A 19,645-nucleotide genomic window follows, 5' to 3' on the forward strand; every position below is an offset into this window, starting at 1 on the left:
ATGCACGCCTGCTGCCCGCTTCCACATCATTGCCCAGTTTTGGCATTTCGAGCCGAAAGCCAGCCGAGATTGGCGATTCTGTAGTTGCAATTACCCGATTCAGCGCTCCATTTCGACGATTTTGCTGGTCCTATTGGCTTCTGGAATGGGTTAGACCACAGCCTGCGTCTTTTTGCATGTGTGTGTTGCAAAATAGATGCTTGTTTCTTGGGCATGATGAGCACATATATAGATCATCTCCTGGGCGCGTTCTCCTCCCATTAGCGCCCTCGAGTGTTCCCCTCTGGAGGTTAGCCTTAACAGGCACTCCAATCAAACTCAGCCGGATCTTCATTGATCCGGCTTTTTTGTTGCCTGTGCCCTGCTGGGCCGGCCAAAAATTCCATCACAATTGCCACGTAACGGTGACATGTAACCTCTGGTAACATATCCCGGACGCTCGCGACCTGCTATGTAGATCATAGGACGCGGTGTGGTTCGGACGGGAGATGGGGGCATCACTCGTACGGCCCGGGCTCAGGCGGCTACCGCGTCCGAACCGTTTTTCCGCCGAACACGGCGGTACCAAATGCGGCGGACCTGACGTTTTACCTCCCAAGGAAACGGTCCGCGAACAAAACGACGTCCGGCCCCGCCGGACGTCGTTTTCTCTTGTTCCCCCAAATCAGGTTCGAGAGGAACGCCACGCCATCAGGCAGCCTTGCCGTTGGTGTTCATCGCCTCGTCGGCCAGACGGCCGGTGAGTTCGGCCATGTGGTCGAAGACGGCACGATAGCTGGCAACGCCCGCGGTCGCGGAGCGCAACTCGATGATCAGGTCGCCGATCTCGGCTTGCGGCATGGTTGCCTCGACGACATCCCATCCCGGCCAGTCGGGCCGCGCGTCGTAGCCGAGGATCTGGCCGCGCCGCTGCGGGATGAGAGCGATGATCTTCGAGGTGGCGTCGGAGGGGGTGACGATCTCGACCTTCATCACGGGCTCCAGGAGCACCGGCAAGCACGCGGCCATGCCTTCCTTCATCGCCAGCCTGGCCGCCATCTGGAAGGCCATGTCGGAGGAATCGACCGCATGATAGGAGCCGTCCGACAGGTTGACTGCGACATCCACGACCGGAAAGCCCAGCGGCCCGAATTTCAGATAATCGCGCACCCCGGTCTCGACCGACTGGATGTAGGTCTTGGGCACGACGCCGCCGGTAATTGTATCGGTGAACTGGAAGCCGGAACCGCGCGGCAGCGGCTTGATCTCGATCACCACGTCGCCGAACTGGCCGTGGCCGCCGGACTGTTTCTTGTGACGGCCGCGCTGCTGCGCCGATTTGCGGATCGTCTCGCGATAGGGCACCGCCGGCGCATGGCCTTCGACCGGTATCTGGTTCTTGCCTTCCAGCCGCTCGCGCACCACGCGCAGATGCATCTCGCCATGGCCCGACAGCACGGTTTCGGCCGAGTCCTGATTGTGGCGCAGGCTGAGCGAGGGATCCTCCTCGGCCAGCCGCTGGATGGCAGCCGACATCTTCACTTCGTCCTTGCGCTCCTTGGGGCGGAGCGCGAAGGCGAAGACCGGCTGCGGCGGCTCGAACTGGACGAGCGGCTTGATGCCGCCCTTGGCCGAACTCAGCGTCTGGCCGGTCTTGACCTCGTCCAGCTTGCCCAGCGCCACCGTGTCGCCGGCCTTGGCGATGGTGAGCTTAACCTGGTCCTTGCCGAGCATTCGGTAAATGCCGGAGACCTTGGCCGTGTCGCCGCCGGGCAGCCAAAGTTCGGAGCCGTCGACGACCTGGCCGGAGAGGATACGTGATACCGACAGTTTGCCGCCATGCGGCGTGTGGATGGTCTTGATTACCTGGACCAAGGTGGCCGCGCCGTCGGGTGCGCCGAGCCGCTTGCGGGTCGCCTCGATGTCGGGCGCGTCGTGGCGGATCGCCTTCAGGAGGCGCAGCACGCCGTTGCCTTTCTCGGCGGTGCCGATCAGCACCGGGATCACCGCACCGTCGCGCAGGTCGGCGGCGAGGTCGTCGAAGATCGCGTCCTGGGGCGGCTCGATCTCCTCAAGCAGCTGTTCCATCAACTGGTCATCATGGTCGGCCAGCGTTTCCAGCATCGAGAAACGCGCTTCGAGCTCGCGCGCCTTGTCGTCGCCGGGAATCTGCGCCACCTCGCTTTCGGCATATTCGCGATAGATGTAGGCGCGCTCCAGCGCCAGGTCGATCGAACCAATGACGACGCCGTCCTTGCGCAGCGGAATCTGGCGCAGCAGCAACGGCACGGCACTGGCCGGCTGCAGCATCTTCAGCGTGTCGCGCACACCGATGATTGCCTTGTCGACCTTGTTGAGGAACAGAATGCGCGGCACGCCGAGATCGTCGAGCTTGCGCATGATCAGTTGCAGGGCAGGGATCTTCTTTTCGTCGGCCTCGGCTACGACCACCGCGAGGTCGCAGGCGGCCAGCACCGGCTCGGCCTCGAAGGAGAATTCGATGGAACCGGGACAGTCGACGAAGGTGATCTGCTCGCCCATGAATTCGGTCGTGGCGACCGTCGCCTCGACGCTCATGGCGTGGGCGCGCGCCTCGGGCGAATGATCTGAAACGGTGTTACCTGATGAAACGGGATTTTGTCGGGGAATTGAGCCCGTACGGGCCAATATGGCTTCGAGAAGTGTCGTCTTACCGCTTGCGAAGGGACCGACTATGGCAATGCATTTCGGTCCCGTGCGTCGTCCTCCGGCGCGAGTACCCATGACTGACCTCCACTCAGGCTTTTCCCGTAGGACCGACTGGCATGCATGGTTCAGGCGTGGTCAATCGGTCCTGAGCGGCGGCCGGCCTGTTCGACCGTCGCGGGCGGGGGTTCTTTTCAATTGCCACCTGCCCAAAGCCATCGTCCCACTTGTTTGCCGGCAGGGCAAGAAAAATAGAAACCCTTTGCTCGGCCGTGGACCGTGCGGATCATATGCTGGGCTGGCAGCCGGAAGCTGTTGCACGTCGACCGATATCGGCCGAAACTGAAAACAGGCGATCCGTCGCCCGCTGTTTGAAGGACCATCGACCCATGAAGATCATTGCCTGCGGCAGCGTGCCGACCGTCATCGCACCGGAAAAATACTTTACCGGCCGGGTGCTGCAGACGCCGATCATCGAGAAAGAGGCGCCGGCGCGGCTGCGGGCCACGCTGGTCAGCTTCGAGCCGGGCGCGCGCACCCACTGGCATACGCATCCGCTTGGCCAGACGCTTTACGTGACGGTGGGCGCCGGGCTTGCCCAGACGTGGGGCGGCCCGGTGCAGGAGATCAGGGCCGGCGACGTCATCTCGTTCGCGCCTGGCGAAAAACACTGGCATGGCGCGGCGCCGAAATCGGCGATGACGCATATCGCGATGCAGGAGGCGCTCGACGATGTCCATGTCGATTGGCTGGAGGGGGTGACATCGGAACAATATGGCGGCTGAATGCTCAGTCCGCAGGAAGCCGGCTTCTCTTCCAGCCGCTACATTTTTAGAAGAGGGCGACTCGCGGCGAGTCCCGTATCGTGGCGCAGGCCATGCTCAATCGCCGGATCGACAGCGCCATGCCGCCCGTTCAACTGACCGTCGGTCAGTGATGATTGCGAAACTCACGTCCAGACGTAGCCATGTCAAAGCACCGTTTGCCCCTGGTCGCCGCTGTCTATCTTGGTTCGTTCGTGGCTCTGCTCGACGTCAGCATCGTCAATGTCGCGCTGCCGACCATCCAGCAAGCGTTGCAAACCGATTTCGGCGGCCTGCAATGGGTGGCCGACGCCTACACGCTGTGCCTGTCCGCCTTCATGTTGTCGTCCGGCCTGATCGGCGACCGCTATGGCCGCAAGCGCTCGTGGCTGGCCGGCGTCGGCATCTTCGTGGCCGGCTCGCTGATCTGCGCCGTCGCGCCCAATCTGCCGGTGCTGCTGGCCGGCCGAGTGGTACAGGGCATCGCCGGCTCGCTGCTCATTCCAGGCGCGCTGTCGATCCTGACGCAGGCCTTTCCCGATGCGCGCCAGCGCGCCGGCGTCATTGGCGGCTGGGCGTCGTTCGCTGCCATCTCTCTGCTCGTTGGTCCCGTCCTCGGTGGCATCCTGGTCGAGACCGTCGGCTGGCAAAGCATCTTCCTGATCAACCTGCCGCTTGGCTTGATCACGATCGCGCTCGGTGCTGCTTCGATCAACGAGACGGCGCATCCCGAACATGCCCATCTCGATCTCGTCGGCCTGGCTCTCAGCATCCTGTGGCTGGGGGCGCTGACCTTTGGCCTGATCTCGGCCGGCGAGAATGGCTGGGGCGAGCCAAGGACGGTCGCGGCGCTCATCGCCGGCGTCGTCGGCCTGGCTGCTTTCCTCGGCTTCGAGGCGCGCACGGCACGGCCGATGCTGCCGCTTGGCCTGTTCCGTGACGTTCGCTTCGCCGTCGCCAATGTCGCTTCGTTCGCGCTCGGCTTCACCTCCTATTCCAGCGTCTTCTTCTTCTCGATGTTCCTGCAGCAGGTGCAGGGCTGGTCGCCGACGCAGACCGGCCTGCGCATGGCGCCGGCCTTCATCGTTCAGATCGTGGTGTCGCCATGGATCGGCAGGCTGAGCGCGCGCTATGGTCACTCCGCGCTGATGACCATCAGCTATGTTGCTATCGGCCTGTCCATGCTCGGCATGTGCTGGGCCGGTCCTTCGACGCCCTATGCGATGCTGTGCCTTCTGTTCGCCATTGGCGGCCTCGGCAATGCGCTTGCAATCCCGACCGGCAGCGCTGCCGCCATGTCCTATGCGCCGCGCGAACGCTCGGGCATGGTGTCGGCGGTCATCAATGCCACCCGCCAGAGCGGTCTTGCCATCGGCATCGCCTTGCTCGGCGCCTTGATGAGCATGCGGGCGACCAACCTTTTGACCGGGTATCTCGGCGACGCCGGTGTCGCCGACGCGGAAGCGGTGGCTCGTGCTGCAATTTCGCGGCATGATTTCGCAACCGATGCGGCGATGGGCGAAAGCGGCGTGCATGAACTCTATGCTGCCGCCTATGCCGGCGGCTTCCACGCCGCGATGCTGACGGCAGCGATCGGCGCGTTCCTCACCGCCGCACTGCTGGTTGCCGTGTTGGCGCCGGCCGAGGCGCGCTCTGCCAAAGAGACCAAGCACGAGGCGTGAGGCTGACGACCCATTAAAAACGGCGGTGATGAACTGACCCCCGAAAGTTGGATACAACCTTCGGGGTTTTTCGCGTTCATAGTGCGTCGGTCAGGTCAGCGAAGCCGTAAAACGCTGGATGCGTGTGCAGGCTTCTTCCAGAAGCCTCTCCGAGGTCGCGTAGGAGATGCGGAAGTTGGGCCCAAGGCCGAAGGCCGAGCCGAACACCACCGCGACGCCCTCGGCTTCGAGCAGTTCCGAGCAGAAGGTCTCGTCGGTGTCGATCAGCCTGCCAGCTTTGGTCTTCTTGCCGATCAGCTGGGCGCAGGAGGGATAGACATAGAAGGCGCCTTCCGGCGACGGACAGGTGATGCCGCGTGCCTGGTTGAGCATCGACACGACAAGGTCGCGCCTGCCTTGAAAGATCGCCTTGTTTTTGGCGATGAAATCCTGCGGGCCATTCAGCGCCTCGACGGATGCCCATTGCGCAATGGTGCAGGCGCCCGATGTCTGCTGACCCTGGATCATGTCCATCGCCTTGATCAGTTGAACCGGACCCGCCGCATAACCGATGCGCCAGCCGGTCATTGCATAGGCTTTCGACACGCCGTTCATGGTCAGCGTGCGCTCGTAGAGCTTAGGCTCGACCTCGGCGATGGTTTTGAAGACGAAATCGCCATAGGTCAGGTGCTCGTACATGTCGTCGGTCAGCGTCCAGACATGCGGATGCCTCAACAGCACGTCGGCCAGTGCGCGCAGTTCGGCCTCGGTATAGGCAGCGCCCGACGGGTTCGACGGCGAGTTCATCAGCAGCCATTTGGTCTTCGGCGTGATCGCCTTTTCCAGCACGGAAGCGGTCAGCTTGAAGCCATCGTCGATCGAGGTGTCGGCAAACACGGAGGTGCCGCCGCAGATCGCCACCATCTCGGGGTAGCTGACCCAGTAGGGGCGAGGAATGATGACCTCGTCGCCGGGGTTCAGCGTCGCCATGAAGGCGTTGAACAGGATCTGCTTGCCGCCGGTGCCGACTATGGTCTGCTCGGGCTTGTAGTCGAGATTGTTCTCGCGCTTGAACTTTTTTGCGATCGCCTCGCGCAGCGGCACGATGCCCGAAACCGGCGGATACTTGGTTTCGCCACGGTGGATTGCCTCAATCGCCGCATTCTTGATGTTGTCTGGCGTGTCGAAATCCGGTTCGCCGGCGCCAAGCCCGATAATGTCACGGCCGGCATTTTTCAGCTCGCGCGCTTTCTGCGTCACCGCGATGGTGGCGGAAGGCTTCACGCGGGAAAGGGTGTCGGCAAGAAAGGCCATGAGCTTGACGTCTCCATGGAAGATCGGCGCGGCCAGGAGCGACCGCGGCGCTTCTCATGTCGCATGATTTCGCGCAACGCAAGCATTGTCGGCTGATCCAGGTCTCAAGGAGCCGTGATCGGGACCCGGTCGGCAACAATAAATTCATTAACGAGCGGTAGAGGCTTGAGTGGCAGGATCGCAGACCAATTGCGGAGCGAGGAACCGTGTCGCGCAGCGTCGGGCTTGCCCACATCATCCGTCAGGACGACGGCACCTCCACCGGTGTCTGGGGCATCTACACGCTGCAAAGCGCCTTCCAGCCGATCTTCGCCTTCAAGGAAGGCAAGCTGTCGGTGGTCGCGTTCGAAGGGCTGATCCGACCGTTCCGCGACGGCGAGCCACAATCGCCGATGAATTTCTTCTCGACCTGTCCGGCCGCCGACCGGCTGCATATCGAGGCGCTGACCAGGACGCTGCATCTTCTCAACGCCGGTGCCTGCCTGCCGCGGGAAGCGTCGATCTTCGTCAATTTCGACCCGTCGGTGTTCACCGAACGCACTGTTGCCGACGCTGCCTTGCGCGACATGCGGCTCGTGCTGCACGAGGCCGGCATCGACCCGCGTCGCGTCGTCTGCGAGGTGACCGAGCAGCGGTCGGCGTCGCAGGAAGCCTTGCACGGCTTCGTCGCGGCACTGAGGGCCAACGGTTTTCGCATCGCCGTCGACGATTATGGCGCCGACGATTCCGACATCAATCGGGTCAAGGAGTTGAAGCCGGATATCGTCAAGTTCGATGCCTACTGGATCACGCAGCTGATGGAGTCCGGCGCCGGCTTTGCGTTGCTGACCGCCATGGTGAAGAACTTCGAGGAGCAAGGCATCCATACGGTGTTCGAAGGCATCGAGGAGGGCTGGCAACTGGAGCTCGCCGAGAAATCGGGTGCGTCGATGGTGCAGGGTTTCGTGCTGGCGCGGCCCGAATTGGCGCCGACCAGCTTTGGCGTCTTCGACAAGGCCAGGCAGGCGCCTGTCGCTGCTGCCGTCGACACGGTTCCTGCCGTGGCAACGCCTTCGGCGCGGCCGGTCAAGGTCTTCGGGCGCCGTGTGGCGACATGAGAGACGATCGGCGGCGCAATGTCGGCGATGCGATCCAGGTCGACGAAGTCGGTATCGAATACGGCATGCATGGCGAGTTCCGGCTGCGCAGCGCCTACCAGCCGATTTTCGCGCCGCGCGGCCGTTTCCTTCACGCGGTCGCGGCCGAAGCCCTGATCGAGCCGCACCGTGCCGGCCGCCCCGGCGCGCCGAAGGTATTCTTTGAAAGCGTTGCCGTCTCGGACCGGCTGTTTGTGGAAACCATGTGCCGGGCGCTGCATCTCAGGAATTTCCGCAACATCGGCGTCGACGGCCTCGACCTGTTCTTCAACTACAACCCGTTGATCAACGACCATGCCGGGCGGGCACTGGCCGAGATTCGCCTGATGACCAGGCATCTCGGCGAGTTCGGCCTGGCGCCGGCCATGCTGGTCTGCGAAATCACCGAACAGGCGGCCGACGACGCGCTTCTCGCGCGGCTGGTGCGCGAATTGCGGCGCGACGGCATCCGCATCGCCATCGACGATTTCGGCACCGGACACTCGACCGAGGAGCGGGTGAGCCTGCTCAAGCCCGACATCGTCAAGATCGACGGCACCTGGTTCGCGGAGTTCTGCCGCCACGCTGCCGCCGAACGGTTCTTCCGCCCGCTGGTTTCCAGCCTGCATGACCGCGGCGCCAAGGTGCTGGTCGAAGGCATCGAGCAGCCCACCCATCTGCGCGTCGCGCTCGAAGGCGGCGTCGACCTGCTGCAGGGTTTTCTCCTCGCCCGTCCCGCGCTTGCCGGCACGGTATTCGAGGAAAAGCCGCTGGTCATCGATGCGCTGCTGGGCCGGGACAGCAAGGTCGTGCCCCTCTTTGGCTAGGGCATGCCGACAATTGGTGCCGTGAGCGTCCTTGGACGCTTTGCATCAGCGGCGCTGATCGTCGTACCAAAACAAATCATTGGTTGAGGCCGCCGCCGCTGCGATAATCGCGCGGAGACAGTGCTCCGGAGAACAGCCATGATACTCTACGGCATGATCGACAGCGGCAATTGCTACAAGCCGCGCCTGCTGATGGCCAAGCTTGGCCTTGCCTTTACCAATGTCGGAGTGAGTTCGCACACAGGCGACACACGCAAAGCCGATTTTGTCGCCAAGAACCCGAACGCCATGGTGCCGCTGCTCGAGTTCGACGATGGCCGGCGGCTGGCCGAATCCAACGCCATCCTGCTCTATCTCGCCGAAGGCACACGCTTCCTGCCGGCGGACAGGTATGAGCGTGGGCTCGCCTATCAATGGCTGTTCTTCGAACAATACAGCCACGAGCCCTACATTGCCGTGCGCAAGGCGCTGCTGACCTTCCCCGAACGTGCCGGGGATGCGACCCCGGAGCGGCTGGCGGTGACGCTGGAGCGCGGCAACAAGGCGCTCGGCGTGATGAACAGGCATCTGGAAAACAATGCTTTCTTTTCCGGCAGCACGCTCAGCGTCGCCGACATCGCGCTGTATGCCTATACGCATACGGCGGAGCAGGGTGGTTTCCAGCTCGACGCCTATCCGGCGGTGGCGGCCTGGCTTGGCCGGGTAGAGGCCGATCCGGGGCATGTGCCGATCGAGTGGGTGGAGTAAGTAACGCCGGTGGTCGTATCGCCTGCGGCGCCGATCTCCAGACAGCAAAAAGGCGGGATAAATCCCGCCTTCCATGCTTGGTAGCCTGATCGGGAGCGTCGGGTCCGGGCTGGCAGCTATCTGCTGATCCAGCTTGTCGGGTCTTTCCGCTCCAGCGCGCTTCTCGCGCGACTGTCAGTACATCCGTGACTTGCCGCGCGCCCCGAGCTCTCGCCCGGCGCGCGCACTTCGCAAAATCAGGCTGCCTTGCTCAGAGATCCCGCGGACGACTTGCCAGTGCGGCGGTCCTGCTCGATCTCGAAGTTGATCTTCTGGCCTTCGACCAGGGTCGACAGTCCAGCACGCTCGACAGCGGAGATATGGACGAAAACGTCCGCGCCGCCCGCGTCAGGCTGAATGAAGCCGAAGCCCTTGGTGGCGTTGAACCACTTGACCGTTCCTGTTGCCATTTTAGATAGTCCTTCAACATTTGCTTTAGATTGACCGGACCGAAGTCCAGCCGGTGTGCATCGAGATTTTGGAGATAGACGTCAGCAAACGCGAAGATCGCGAGGCCCGGATCGATCGGCCGAAATATCAATGGAAGGCATATAGGCTGGTTTCGCATAAAATACAAGACTGCGTGAGAAAGCCGTGATCGAGCGCTGCCCAACGGCTGCCCCAATCTGCTGAAAACGTTGCGGCAGATCACGCTGTTCTCGAGCGGCGGATCAGGGGAGACGACCATGAAAATCATTCTGCTTGCCGCCTGCCTCACGCTTGTCGCCGCTCAGGCGCAGGCGATCTCGCGCTACGACCCGACGCGTATGAGCTGCGGCAAGGTTCAGGGGACGATCGCCCGGCAAGGGGCCGTCATCCTGCGCTATCAGTCGAAGCGGGTGCCTGGGCTGCCGCTCTACGACCGCTATGTACAGAGCCAGCGATTCTGCAGCATGGGCGAGGTGAGGACACGGGCCTACGTGCCGAGCGCCGACACAAAGTCCTGCCCGGTCTACAACTGTAAGCGGCCGGACAATGACCGGCATTTCCGCCGGCGGTTCTTCCACAACAACTAGCGCTTATCGACCGGCAGCCATTGCTCTCAATCCCGGATGTGTTCTGTGAGCATGGACACAAATTGCGTCACCTTTTGCGGGCGAAAGCGCGCTGCCGGATAGACCACGTGAATGCCGCCGGAGGGCAGCACCCAGTCGGGGAGCACGTGGACGAGGCGGCCTTGCGATAGGTGGTCGACGACCAGATAGTCCGGCAGAACTGCCAGTCCGCCCCCGGCGAGCGTCGCTTCCAGCACAGCCGGCGTCGAGTTGATGGAGAATGCCTCGCGCAGGGTGATGGTGCGCGGCTCGAAACCGCCTCGGGTGAAGTTCCAGGTGAACGGCTTGCGAAGCACGGCATTGGCAACGAGCGGTAAGGAAGAAAGGTCTTCTGGCTTGTCTACTCTGATCCCGGCGGCGAAATCCCGCGACGCGACCAGGATTTGCCGGAAGGTGCCGATGCGGCGCGCCTGCTGGCTGGAGTCCTCCAGCCAGCCGACCCGGATGGACAGGTCTATCTTGTTGTCGATCAAGTCAATTATGGCATCGGAAATGAGCAGTTCGACGCCGCAGGCAGGAAATTTCTGGCGAAAGCGGGCGGCGATCGGGGCCAGCACGATCGCGCCATAATCATTGGACGCGGAAACACGCAGCACACCGGCCACCTCGGCGTTGGCCTCGCCAACCTCGGCGATCGCTTCTTCGACATCCCGCAGGATCAGAACGCAGCGTGCATGCAGAAGACGGCCTGCTTCCGTCGGCTCGACCCTTCGCGTCGTGCGCACGAGAAGCGTGGTTCGCAGCTCAGCCTCAAGGCGCGCGACCTGTTGGCTGACAACTGTTTTCGTGATGCCGAGCCGCTCGGCCGCGCGGGTGAAGGAACCCGCGTCGACCACCGTGGCAAAATAGGCGAGGCGATTGAGGTTTATCGATTCCACCACGAAGGCTCATTGTAAGCTTTCAACATACAGTTTGTATTATTATAGCCAATTTATTGATTAATCCAAAGAGCCTACCGTGCCGTTCCACCGTCCGTCCTGCGGCCGGCGGGTGCGCAGCCGCATCCGATCCCTTTCATTCAACGGAGATATTCCATGTTCACGAGGAGACAGATCATGAAGACCTCATTGGCCCTCGGCGCAACCGCCGCTTTCGCTCCCATCGACAGCGGCCGAGCCGCCGGCGCCAAGCTTGGCTGGAAACACTTCCCGGCGGGTCCAAACGGCTTCTTCCGTGCGCCGGTGCTGCTGTCGGGGCCGAGCGAAGCCCTGTTGATCGATGGCGGCTTCACCTATCCGGACGGCAAAGCGCTCGCCGATGCCATCAAGGCCAGCGGCAAGAAGCTGACCACCATCTACGTCACTCAGTCCGATCCCGATTACTACTTCGGCCTGAAGCCGGTGCGGGACGCCTTCCCGGAGGCGAAAGTGATCGCCGCCTCCGCCACGCTGGAAGCCATCAAGGGCAATGTGGAGAAGAAGCTCGCCGTCTGGGGTCCGCAATTGAAGGAAAATGGCCCGCAGGCGCTGTCCGACATCGTCTTCCCCGAGGCATTCGACGGCGCAACGCTGACCGTCGATGGCGAGACTGTCGAGATCGTCAATGCGGAAGAAGGATTGGCCAACCGCCGCTATCTGTTCGTGCCGTCGCTCAATGCCGTTTTCGGCGGAGTGATGATCTTCTCGGGCGTTCATGTCTGGACCGCCGACACGCAGACCAGGGAGAGCCGCGCCGCTTGGATCAAGACGCTGGACGCGATTGCCGCCCGCAAGCCCGCTGTCGTGGTGCCTGGCCACATGGCCCCCGATGCCGCGATCGGTCCTTCGGCGGTGGAGTTCACCAAGTCCTATCTCATCACCTTCGAGGAAGAACTGGGCAAGGCGGCAGACAGCGCCGCGTTGAAGGCGGCCATGGAGGCCCGCTTCCCCGGCCTCGGTATGGGCGTCGCCCTCGATGTCGGATCCAAGGTCGCCAAGGGCGAGATGAAGTGGGGCTGAGATGGCGACGAACCTCGATTTGATCCGTAGAACCTACGAGGGAACTTCCGAGGAGAACGGCCGCAATCTGCTGGCCGTTCTTTCCGCCGACATCGAATGGACCGAGGCGGAAGGGTTTCCCTATGCCGGCACCTATACCGGCGTCGAGGCCCTGATGCAGGGTGTTTTCAAGCGGCTCGGCTCGGAGTGGACCGGATACCACGCCGCCGTGCACAGTTTCATTGCCGATGGCGACCGGGTGGCGGCCTTCGGCGTGTATTCCGGTACATACAAGGCGACGGGAAAATCCATGACGGCCCCCTTCGCTCATCTCTACGAACTGCGGGACGGCAAGATCATCCGCATGCGGCAGTATGTCGATACGGTCCTCGTCGCGCGCGCACTGACCTGACACCGACGCAACCAGGGAGACATCCATGCTGCAACTTAAACCCGACGATGACGGACGGTCGCGACTCGGTCAGGCAGCTTCTGGAAAAGATGGGAGTTGCCCATTGGCCGAAACAGGCGGTCGACTTCAAGCGGGTGATCGCCCAAGGCGATCTTGTCATGCCCCAGGTCGTTCAGCCGAAAACGGCTGACACGCCAGAGACGGTCATCGTGGATATTTTCCGCGTTGGAAGCCGGTGCCCGCCAACCCGGTCAACAGGCGATCGATGTACTGATCCCGGCTTACTGCCAGCACCGGCCGCCGTTCAAAACCCGAACGACACCTGCGCCGGTGGCAGCGGGCCGACGCGCACGCCTTCCATGGCCAGCATCTTCTCCTTGGTGATCGATCCGCCGGGCGCCGAGAAGCCGCCGATCTTGCCGCCGGCGGCAAGGATGCGATGGCAAGGGATGACCAGCGGCACCGGATTGGCGCCAAGGGCGGCCCCGGTTTCGCGGGCGAGCCCGGCATGGCCGGCGGTTTTGGCCAGCTCACCATAGGTGGTGGTTTCGCCGAAGGAGAGTTTTCGCGCCGCGTCGTAAATGGCGAGGCGGAAATCGTCGACGCCGTCGAGATCGACCGGCACGGCGGAGAAATCGATGTCCTCGCCCGCCGCATAGGCCTTGATCGCTGCGATCAGCTCGACCACCCATGGCGGCTGCGCCGTGGAGGTGGAAACGCCGCCATGGCGCAGCAGGCGCCGCTCCACCGCTTCGCGGCTGCGTTCGGGCAGGCAGAGCCGGATCAGGCCCTTTTCGCTCCAGGCAATGCCCATGAAACCGATCACTGTTTCTAACACTGCGTGGCCGGCCGTGATCGAAGCTGTCGTGACCATGATGCGCTCCTTCCCGCAAAGTGGCGAAATCCGGGATTCGTCCCAGTACATATCCGGAACAATATGGCACCACCGCCTGCGTCTCGCCACCCGAAAACCACCTGATCGCCCCGATTGCCCGGCCTGAATCGCTGGTGTAAGGGATTTCTTAACAACCCGACAAACCGGACCCGAGCGCGGCTTGCCAGCAAAACTCAACCTTATCGCGATCGGCGTGATCCTGGCCGCCGCCGGCATCAGCGGCTGCACGTCGACCTCGCAGATGAAGTCCGCGCCTGCTCTCACCGAAACAGCGACCGTCGCCGGCACTGACGCCGGCTTCACCGTGCCTCTGCCGGAGACGGTTTCGGTGCTGCCGGAATCATCGGGAATCGCCCCCGCTCAGACGGCCGAACTGCCGCTCGATCCCGCCGCACAGCCGGCTGCCGCGACCGCCGCTTTTGCCGGATCGACACCGGCGGCACCAGCCGTGCCCGCGGTGATGACCGCCAATGCCTGGCAGGCGCCGCCGCCGGCAAAGGCGAGCGAGCCGGTCAAGGCGGCCGAGACCTATACGACCGCGGGGCTCGTCATACCGGCAACCGCCAAGGGCGATCGCATGCCGGGCGTCCAGCAGGTCGCCTATGTCGTGCCGCAGAACCCGGCGGCCCTGGTCCAGTTCCCGGCAGGGCCCGTGCAAGAAGAACACGCGACGGGCGTGCGTGGCGATGTCGAGCGGCTGATCGAGAAATATGCGGCGATCTATCAGGTGCCGGTGGATCTGGTGCGCCATGTCGTCAACCGCGAGAGCACCTTCAACCCAAAAGCCTACAACAACGGCCATTGGGGACTGATGCAGATCAAACACGCGACGGCGCGCGGCATGGGCTATGACGGGCCGGCCAAGGGCCTGTTCGACGCCGATACCAATCTGAAATACGCGGTGAAATATCTGCGCGGCGCCTGGCTGGTGGCCGGCGGCAACGCCAAGAAGGCCGACTGGCTCTATCAAACCGGCTATTATTACGACGCCAAGCGCAAGGGCCTGCTCGAGGCGACCGGCCTTGGCCGCGACCGCCAGCGCCGCCGCCTGCAGCCCGACGCCTGAGCGCAATGCCTGAACCGCGCCCGCCGGCTCTGAATGACATCCGGCTGTGCAAAATCCTCGACGAGACGCTGGTTCCGCCGCACTGGCCGGAGGGTTTTGTCATGCGCAGCTTCGAGCCCGGTGACGCGCCCGCCCTGCATGCGCTTTTGACCGAAGTGTTCGATGACGACGCCGATGGTCCGTTCGACGAGTGGTGGCCGCGTATCGCGGACGATCCCGAATTCGACCCGGCGCTGTGCTTCCTCGTCATCGACGCCAAGGGCCGGCTGGCGGCGGCGGCGTTGTGCTGGACCCGCGGCTTCGTCAAGGACCTCGCCGTTCATCCCGAGGCGCGCGGCAGGGGTGTTGCCGAAGCGCTGATGTGGCACGCCTTCGCCGTTTTTCGCGAACGCGGCGCCGATCATGTCGACCTCAAGACCAACACGGTCGAGAATCCCGCCGCGGTCCGGCTCTATGAGCGGCTGGGGATGATGCCTGTCGCCTGGGAAGGCTAGGGTGTGCGGATATTCAGGTGATGCCGGCCTGCAAGCGACGGTTCCCTGCGCTTCCGGCCTTCGCCGGCCGAAGCACCCATAGTTGCCTGACCTGAATCTCAACACACCCTGATGCATGTCGCCCACGCAGGAACGGCATGATTTGGGAACCCAAAAGCGCCGCTTCGCATTTAATGGGAGGTGAGGGCCTGACAAGCTGCCGGCGCGTGGGAGGATTTTCCGTCACCGGCTGCGGAGGGACATCCACCACCATGACGTTTTCTCACGCATTCCTTGCGGTCGGCGTCGCTGCCATGCTCGCTGGCACGCCAGCATGGGCCGTCGATCTGTCGATCGTGTCGGGCGATACCGGCGATGGCATCAAGGTGCTGCGCGAGATCCTCGACCGTTACGAGAAAGACAGCGGCAACAAGGTCGGCATCGTCGTCATGCCGGCGTCCGGGACCGACCAGTTCGGCCAGTACCGGCTTTGGCTTGCCGCCGGAAACAGCGACATCGACGTCTACCAGACGGATGTGATCTGGGCGCCGCAACTCGCCAGCCAGCTCGTGGATTTGACCGCAGCGACCAAGGATATCGTGGCTGAGCATTTCCCGTCGATCATCCAGTCGCAGACCGTCGACGGCAAGCTCGTCGCCTTGCCGATCTTTACCGATGCGCCGGCGCTCTACTACCGCAAGGATCTCCTCGACAAATATGGCGCCAAGGTGCCGGCCACCTGGAAGGAACTGGCCGACACCGCCAAGCTGGTCATGGACAAGGAGCGTGCGGCTGGCAATCGGGATATCTGGGGCTTCGTCTTTCAGGGCAATGCCTATGAGGGGCTGACCTGCGACGCGCTCGAATGGGTGATGTCGAATGGCGGCGGCCAGATCATCGAGCCGGACGGCACCATCTCCGTCAACAACAGCCAAGCGGCGGCGGTGCTCGACATGGTCAAGGGCTGGGTCGGGACCATCGCGCCACCCGGCGTGCTCGCCTACCAGGAAGAGGAATCGCGCGGTGTCTGGCAGACAGGCAATGCGGTGTTCATGCGCAACTGGCCCTATGCCTACGCGCTCGGCAACGGCGAGGGCTCGCCGATCAAGGGCAAATTCGACGTGGCGCCGCTGCCGGCCGGCACGGGCGAGGGCGCCCGACCGGTCGGGGCCCTGGGCGGCTGGAATCTCGCCGTCTCCAAATATTCGAAGCATCCGGATGCCGCGATCGAGCTGATCAAGTTCATCGCCTCGCCCGCGATGCAGAAATACCGCACGCTGAAGACGTCCAACCTGCCGACCATCCAGGCGCTGTATGACGATGCCGACATCGCCAGGCAACAGCCGATCGTTCCGCGCTGGAAGCAGATCTTTCTCGATGCGGTGCCGCGCCCCTCGGCCGCGACCAGGATCAAATACAACGAGGCGTCGAGCCAGTTCTGGAACGCCGTGCACAACACGCTCTCGGGCGACGGCACTGCCGCCGACAATCTGGCCGATCTCGAAGCGATGCTGACCAAGTTGAAGGGCCGAGGCTGGTGACGATACTGGGACAGCCACCCGGCGGGACCGCAACGAGCGGGAGCGAGATGACAAGGACGGAACCGGAAACAGCCAGGGCCGCGCACTCGCAGTTGACGGCGCAGCGCGTTCGCTCGGCGTGGCTTTTCCTGGCGCCAATGCTGCTGGTGCTCGCCGCGGCGGCCGGCTGGCCGCTTGCCCGCACGGTCTATTTCAGCTTCACCGACGCCTCGCTGGCCGACCTCGACGCGCGCCAATGGGTCGGCTTCGCCAATTATTTCTCGGTGCTGCACATGCCGAGCGGCCGGACCCTCTATGACGGGCTGCTCGTCGATCCGGTCTGGTGGCGTGCCGTCTGGAACACGGTGCGTTTCACAGTGATTTCGGTGACCTGCGAGACCATCCTCGGCACCATCGTTGCCCTGGTTCTCAACGCGGAATTCGCCGGCCGCGGCATCGTCAGGGCAGCGATCCTGATCCCCTGGGCGATCCCGACGATCGTCTCGGCGAAGATGTGGCAATGGATGCTCAACGACCAGTTCGGCATCATCAATGTCGTGCTGCTCAATCTCGGCCTGATCAGCACCAAGATCGCCTGGACGGCCAACGCCGACACGGCGATGGCGGCCGTCCTCATCGTCGATATCTGGAAGGCGACACCGTTCATGACGCTGCTCATCCTGGCCGCGCTGCAGATGCTGCCGAGGGAGATCATCGAGGTCGCCAGGCTCGACGGCGCCAACCCCTGGCAGATCTTCTGGCGGGTGACCTTGCCGCTCATCCGCCCCGCGCTGATGGTGGCCGTGATCTTCCGCGCGCTCGATGCACTGCGCATCTTCGACCTGATCTATGTGCTGACGCCCAACAATGTGCATACCAAGTCGATGTCGGTGTTCGCCCGCGAGAACCTGTTCGAGTTCGACAAGTTCGCCTATGGCTCTGCCGCCTCGACCTTGCTTTTCCTGATCCTCGCTCTGCTCACCATCGTCACCATCCGCATCGGCCGGATAAGCCTGGACGGAGGCCGCTGACATGTGGATCGTGAAGCGCACGGCCTTTTACCTGCTGGTCGCGGTCATCGTCTTCGTCGCGGTGTTCCCGTTCTACTACGCCATCGTCACCAGCCTGAAATCGGGGACCGATCTGTTTCGGGCCGATCTGTGGCCGACAACGATCAGCCTTGCCAACTACCGGAATGTGCTGACCGAGGGCAGCTTCGTGCGCAACTTGCTGAACTCGCTGTTCGTCTCCGGCGCGGTGGTTGCGCTTTCGCTGTTGCTCGGCGTCACATCAGCCTATGCGCTGGCGCGCATTCGCTTTCGCGGTCGCTCGGCCCTGCTGTTCATCATCCTGTCGGTGTCGATGTTCCCGCAGGTGGCGCTGCTGGCTGGGCTGTTCGAACTGGTCCGCCTGTTCGGCCTCTACAATTCGCTGTTCGCGCTGATCTTCTCCTACATGATCTTCACCTTGCCGTTCACCGTCTGGGTGCTCACCACCTTCGTCCGCGACCTGCCGGTCGAGGTCGAGGAGGCGGCGATCCTAGACGGCGCGACGCCGTGGATCATCATCACGCGGGTCTTCCTGCCGCTGATGTGGCCGGCGCTGGCGACCACCGGCCTGCTGGCTTTCATCGGCGCGTGGAACGAGTTCCTGTTTGCCCTGACCTTCACCTCCAACAACGCACAGCGGACCGTGCCGGTAGCGATCGCGCTGCTCTCCGGCAACTCGCAGTTCGAGATCCCTTGGGGCAACATCATGGCGGCCTCGGTGATCGTCACGGTGCCGCTGGTGGTGCTGGTGCTGATCTTCCAGCGCAAGATCGTCTCCGGCCTCACCGCCGGCGGGGTCAAGGGGTGAGGGGGCGAAACGCTCAGATGTCCGGTGCGTTGCCGATCTTCTGCTTGAGCTCCAGCGCCCAGGCGCGGCCTTCGTCGCCGCCCCACAGCAGCCAGGCAATGTAACCGGCCGAAGGGTTTTGCTCATTGCCGTAGTTCCTGCCGCGCTTGTCGATCTCGTGGCGGGCGAAATAGCTGACCATGCGGCGGATGGTGGAGGGCGCGAGCTTTTCCCGGTTCTTCAGCTCGGTGGCGCGGGCGACGCCGATCTCGGTGCCGCCGCGGCCGAATTCTCCGCGCAGCCTGAGGCCCTTGGCGGCATTGTCGGCCACCACTTGCGGGCAGCGCAGATCGATCTCGTCGTCGTGCATATTGTTCCCCGGATCACGCTGCCCGAACAGGTATTACGACATCTCACCATGCGCAATAAATGTCGGAACCGATCGCCGCCAAACGTCCTTGGGTCGCAGAGCAACCGCGCCGGGACGCCGGCGCCGCGACTTGAAGGAGCCGATCATGATCACCTTTCCCAACGAATCCGCGAAATACCGCACCGCGCGCGAAAAACTGCTGCGCAAGGAAATCGAGCTGCGCCGCGTCATGGAAGAGGTCGCCGAGGCCCGGCGCGCGCTGCCGCCGGGCGGGCTGATCCGCCAGGACTATGAATTCGACGCACTGGATGCCCAGGGCAAGCCCGCAAAGACAAGACTGTCGGAGCTGTTCGCGCCGGGCAAGGACTCGCTCATCCTTTACAACATGATGTTCCCGCGCCACCCGCAGGAGAAGCGCGATGTGGCGACCAGCGGCGGCACGGCGAAGCTTGCCCGACCGGACCAGCCATGTCCGTCCTGCACGGCATTGCTCGATCAGTTCGACGGCGCCGTCGGGCATCTCCAGGCCGCTGGCTTCAATTTCGCGGTGGTGGGCAAGACCGCGCTCGAAAACCTGGTCACGCTCGGCCGCGACCGGGGCTGGCGCAACATGCGGCTGGTGTCTTCGGCTTCCAACAGCTTCAAGCGCGACTACAATGCGGAGGCGGCCGACGGCGCACAGATCCCGCTGCTGTCGGTGTTCCACCGCGACGGCGACGGCATACGCCATTTCTGGAGCTCGGAACTGGATTTCGCACCGACGGAGCCGGGCCAGGACCCACGCGGCCTTGGCACCTGCGAAACGCTGTGGAACCTGATGGATTTCACGCCTGAAGGCCGCCCGAACTGGAACGAGCAGTTGCAATATGGCGAGGCGTGTTGCCACTGAAAGGCAGCTCTGGTCAGCCGCCGCGTTTCAGTTTTCGGAACAT

Annotated in this window: 20 protein-coding genes; 14 read left to right on the top strand and 6 right to left on the bottom strand. The window is 63.2% G+C overall.

What is annotated here, in order from left to right; translation table 11 throughout:
- Window positions 1-690: 690 nt before the first annotated feature.
- Window positions 691-2,742, bottom strand: coding sequence for an elongation factor G (locus NKH06_RS22815; protein WP_352894084.1), 2,052 nt, complete (start codon window positions 2,740-2,742; stop codon window positions 691-693).
- A 311-nt stretch (window positions 2,743-3,053) separates the two neighbouring features.
- Between NKH06_RS22815 and NKH06_RS22820 the strand changes: the two genes are divergently transcribed.
- Together NKH06_RS22820 and NKH06_RS22825 are read left to right on the top strand one after the other, a co-directional pair.
- Window positions 3,054-3,449: a (R)-mandelonitrile lyase gene (locus NKH06_RS22820; protein WP_128303813.1), complete on the top strand. Its 396-nt coding sequence runs from the start codon at window positions 3,054-3,056 to the stop codon at window positions 3,447-3,449.
- Window positions 3,450-3,631: 182 nt separating this feature from the next.
- A complete protein-coding gene (locus NKH06_RS22825; protein ID WP_352894087.1) occupies window positions 3,632-5,149 on the top strand; it encodes an MFS transporter in 1,518 nt (505 codons plus the stop codon).
- A gap of 90 nt (window positions 5,150-5,239) precedes the next feature.
- Here NKH06_RS22825 and NKH06_RS22830 read toward each other — a convergent pair whose 3' ends face one another.
- Window positions 5,240-6,442 (bottom strand): pyridoxal phosphate-dependent aminotransferase, encoded by a 1,203-nt coding sequence (locus tag NKH06_RS22830; RefSeq protein ID WP_128303815.1) that lies wholly within the window; start codon window positions 6,440-6,442, stop codon window positions 5,240-5,242.
- A gap of 206 nt (window positions 6,443-6,648) precedes the next feature.
- Between NKH06_RS22830 and NKH06_RS22835 the strand changes: the two genes are divergently transcribed.
- The 3 genes from NKH06_RS22835 (at window position 6,649) to NKH06_RS22845 (ending at window position 9,131) form a co-directional block, all read left to right on the top strand.
- Window positions 6,649-7,539, top strand: coding sequence for an EAL domain-containing protein (locus tag NKH06_RS22835; protein WP_352894090.1), 891 nt, complete (start codon window positions 6,649-6,651; stop codon window positions 7,537-7,539).
- Complete coding sequence (locus tag NKH06_RS22840) at window positions 7,536-8,384, top strand: EAL domain-containing protein (protein WP_352894093.1); 849 nt, start codon at window positions 7,536-7,538, stop codon at window positions 8,382-8,384. Before NKH06_RS22835 ends, NKH06_RS22840 begins: the two co-directional genes overlap by 4 nt.
- Window positions 8,385-8,522: 138 nt before the next feature.
- On the top strand, window positions 8,523-9,131 hold the full coding sequence (locus tag NKH06_RS22845) for a glutathione S-transferase family protein (RefSeq protein ID WP_352894096.1): 609 nt from the start codon (window positions 8,523-8,525) through the stop codon (window positions 9,129-9,131).
- A 236-nt stretch (window positions 9,132-9,367) separates the two neighbouring features.
- Here NKH06_RS22845 and NKH06_RS22850 read toward each other — a convergent pair whose 3' ends face one another.
- The gene (locus tag NKH06_RS22850; protein WP_010910991.1) at window positions 9,368-9,580 is read right to left on the bottom strand and encodes a cold-shock protein; all 213 of its coding nucleotides are present in this window, start codon (window positions 9,578-9,580) and stop codon (window positions 9,368-9,370) included.
- A 276-nt stretch (window positions 9,581-9,856) separates the two neighbouring features.
- Between NKH06_RS22850 and NKH06_RS22855 the strand changes: the two genes are divergently transcribed.
- Complete coding sequence (locus NKH06_RS22855) at window positions 9,857-10,186, top strand: hypothetical protein (RefSeq protein ID WP_023809723.1); 330 nt, start codon at window positions 9,857-9,859, stop codon at window positions 10,184-10,186.
- Window positions 10,187-10,212: 26 nt separating this feature from the next.
- Here the strand turns inward: NKH06_RS22855 and NKH06_RS22860 are convergent, their stop codons facing one another.
- Window positions 10,213-11,103 (bottom strand): LysR family transcriptional regulator, encoded by an 891-nt coding sequence (locus NKH06_RS22860; RefSeq protein WP_164892914.1) that lies wholly within the window; start codon window positions 11,101-11,103, stop codon window positions 10,213-10,215.
- A gap of 156 nt (window positions 11,104-11,259) precedes the next feature.
- On the opposite strand from NKH06_RS22860, the gene NKH06_RS22865 reads away from it, so the two are divergent.
- Together NKH06_RS22865 and NKH06_RS22870 are read left to right on the top strand one after the other, a co-directional pair.
- Entirely contained in the window at window positions 11,260-12,162 is a 903-nt protein-coding gene (locus NKH06_RS22865) for an MBL fold metallo-hydrolase (RefSeq protein ID WP_023809722.1), read from the top strand.
- Window position 12,163: 1 nt separating this feature from the next.
- On the top strand, window positions 12,164-12,553 hold the full coding sequence (locus tag NKH06_RS22870; RefSeq protein ID WP_352721595.1) for a nuclear transport factor 2 family protein: 390 nt from the start codon (window positions 12,164-12,166) through the stop codon (window positions 12,551-12,553).
- A gap of 304 nt (window positions 12,554-12,857) precedes the next feature.
- Here NKH06_RS22870 and NKH06_RS22875 read toward each other — a convergent pair whose 3' ends face one another.
- Window positions 12,858-13,427 (bottom strand): methylated-DNA--[protein]-cysteine S-methyltransferase, encoded by a 570-nt coding sequence (locus NKH06_RS22875; protein ID WP_023809720.1) that lies wholly within the window; start codon window positions 13,425-13,427, stop codon window positions 12,858-12,860.
- Window positions 13,428-13,608: 181 nt separating this feature from the next.
- Here NKH06_RS22875 and NKH06_RS22880 point away from each other — a divergent pair, with 181 nt between their 5' ends.
- From NKH06_RS22880 to NKH06_RS22900, 5 genes are all read left to right on the top strand, one after another.
- The gene (locus tag NKH06_RS22880) at window positions 13,609-14,514 is read left to right on the top strand and encodes a lytic transglycosylase domain-containing protein (RefSeq protein ID WP_023809719.1); all 906 of its coding nucleotides are present in this window, start codon (window positions 13,609-13,611) and stop codon (window positions 14,512-14,514) included.
- A gap of 5 nt (window positions 14,515-14,519) precedes the next feature.
- Window positions 14,520-15,008 (top strand): GNAT family N-acetyltransferase, encoded by a 489-nt coding sequence (locus NKH06_RS22885; protein WP_023809718.1) that lies wholly within the window; start codon window positions 14,520-14,522, stop codon window positions 15,006-15,008.
- A 251-nt stretch (window positions 15,009-15,259) separates the two neighbouring features.
- Window positions 15,260-16,528 (top strand): ABC transporter substrate-binding protein, encoded by a 1,269-nt coding sequence (locus NKH06_RS22890; protein ID WP_352721592.1) that lies wholly within the window; start codon window positions 15,260-15,262, stop codon window positions 16,526-16,528.
- Window positions 16,529-16,575: 47 nt separating this feature from the next.
- Window positions 16,576-17,538: a carbohydrate ABC transporter permease gene (locus NKH06_RS22895; RefSeq protein WP_352894103.1), complete on the top strand. Its 963-nt coding sequence runs from the start codon at window positions 16,576-16,578 to the stop codon at window positions 17,536-17,538.
- A gap of 1 nt (window position 17,539) precedes the next feature.
- Window positions 17,540-18,364, top strand: coding sequence for a carbohydrate ABC transporter permease (locus NKH06_RS22900; RefSeq protein WP_128303824.1), 825 nt, complete (start codon window positions 17,540-17,542; stop codon window positions 18,362-18,364).
- Between the two features lie 13 nt (window positions 18,365-18,377).
- Here NKH06_RS22900 and NKH06_RS22905 read toward each other — a convergent pair whose 3' ends face one another.
- Window positions 18,378-18,713 carry a hypothetical protein gene (locus NKH06_RS22905; protein ID WP_127399076.1) on the bottom strand — a complete coding sequence of 112 codons (336 nt, stop codon included), beginning with the start codon at window positions 18,711-18,713 and terminating at the stop codon, window positions 18,378-18,380.
- A gap of 145 nt (window positions 18,714-18,858) precedes the next feature.
- Between NKH06_RS22905 and NKH06_RS22910 the strand changes: the two genes are divergently transcribed.
- On the top strand, window positions 18,859-19,602 hold the full coding sequence (locus NKH06_RS22910) for a DUF899 family protein (RefSeq protein WP_164892915.1): 744 nt from the start codon (window positions 18,859-18,861) through the stop codon (window positions 19,600-19,602).
- Window positions 19,603-19,645: the final 43 nt, after the last annotated feature.

The organism is Mesorhizobium sp. M1342, from assembly GCF_040317955.1.
Lineage (GTDB): Bacteria > Pseudomonadota > Alphaproteobacteria > Rhizobiales > Rhizobiaceae > Mesorhizobium.

Excerpts from the sequence above, each read along its gene's own strand:
- NKH06_RS22815 (WP_352894084.1), bottom strand. The coding sequence starts at position 2,742 with ATGGGTACTCGCGCCGGAGGACGACGCACGGGACCGAAATGCATTGCC.
- NKH06_RS22820 (WP_128303813.1), top strand. The coding sequence starts at position 3,054 with ATGAAGATCATTGCCTGCGGCAGCGTGCCGACCGTCATCGCACCGGAA.
- NKH06_RS22825 (WP_352894087.1), top strand. The coding sequence starts at position 3,632 with ATGTCAAAGCACCGTTTGCCCCTGGTCGCCGCTGTCTATCTTGGTTCG.
- NKH06_RS22830 (WP_128303815.1), bottom strand. The coding sequence starts at position 6,442 with ATGGCCTTTCTTGCCGACACCCTTTCCCGCGTGAAGCCTTCCGCCACC.
- NKH06_RS22840 (WP_352894093.1), top strand. The coding sequence starts at position 7,536 with ATGAGAGACGATCGGCGGCGCAATGTCGGCGATGCGATCCAGGTCGAC.
- NKH06_RS22845 (WP_352894096.1), top strand. The coding sequence starts at position 8,523 with ATGATACTCTACGGCATGATCGACAGCGGCAATTGCTACAAGCCGCGC.
- NKH06_RS22850 (WP_010910991.1), bottom strand. The coding sequence starts at position 9,580 with ATGGCAACAGGAACGGTCAAGTGGTTCAACGCCACCAAGGGCTTCGGC.
- NKH06_RS22855 (WP_023809723.1), top strand. The coding sequence starts at position 9,857 with ATGAAAATCATTCTGCTTGCCGCCTGCCTCACGCTTGTCGCCGCTCAG.
- NKH06_RS22865 (WP_023809722.1), top strand. The coding sequence starts at position 11,260 with ATGTTCACGAGGAGACAGATCATGAAGACCTCATTGGCCCTCGGCGCA.
- NKH06_RS22870 (WP_352721595.1), top strand. The coding sequence starts at position 12,164 with ATGGCGACGAACCTCGATTTGATCCGTAGAACCTACGAGGGAACTTCC.
- NKH06_RS22875 (WP_023809720.1), bottom strand. The coding sequence starts at position 13,427 with ATGGTCACGACAGCTTCGATCACGGCCGGCCACGCAGTGTTAGAAACA.
- NKH06_RS22885 (WP_023809718.1), top strand. The coding sequence starts at position 14,520 with ATGCCTGAACCGCGCCCGCCGGCTCTGAATGACATCCGGCTGTGCAAA.
- NKH06_RS22890 (WP_352721592.1), top strand. The coding sequence starts at position 15,260 with ATGACGTTTTCTCACGCATTCCTTGCGGTCGGCGTCGCTGCCATGCTC.
- NKH06_RS22895 (WP_352894103.1), top strand. The coding sequence starts at position 16,576 with ATGACAAGGACGGAACCGGAAACAGCCAGGGCCGCGCACTCGCAGTTG.
- NKH06_RS22900 (WP_128303824.1), top strand. The coding sequence starts at position 17,540 with ATGTGGATCGTGAAGCGCACGGCCTTTTACCTGCTGGTCGCGGTCATC.
- NKH06_RS22905 (WP_127399076.1), bottom strand. The coding sequence starts at position 18,713 with ATGCACGACGACGAGATCGATCTGCGCTGCCCGCAAGTGGTGGCCGAC.
- NKH06_RS22910 (WP_164892915.1), top strand. The coding sequence starts at position 18,859 with ATGATCACCTTTCCCAACGAATCCGCGAAATACCGCACCGCGCGCGAA.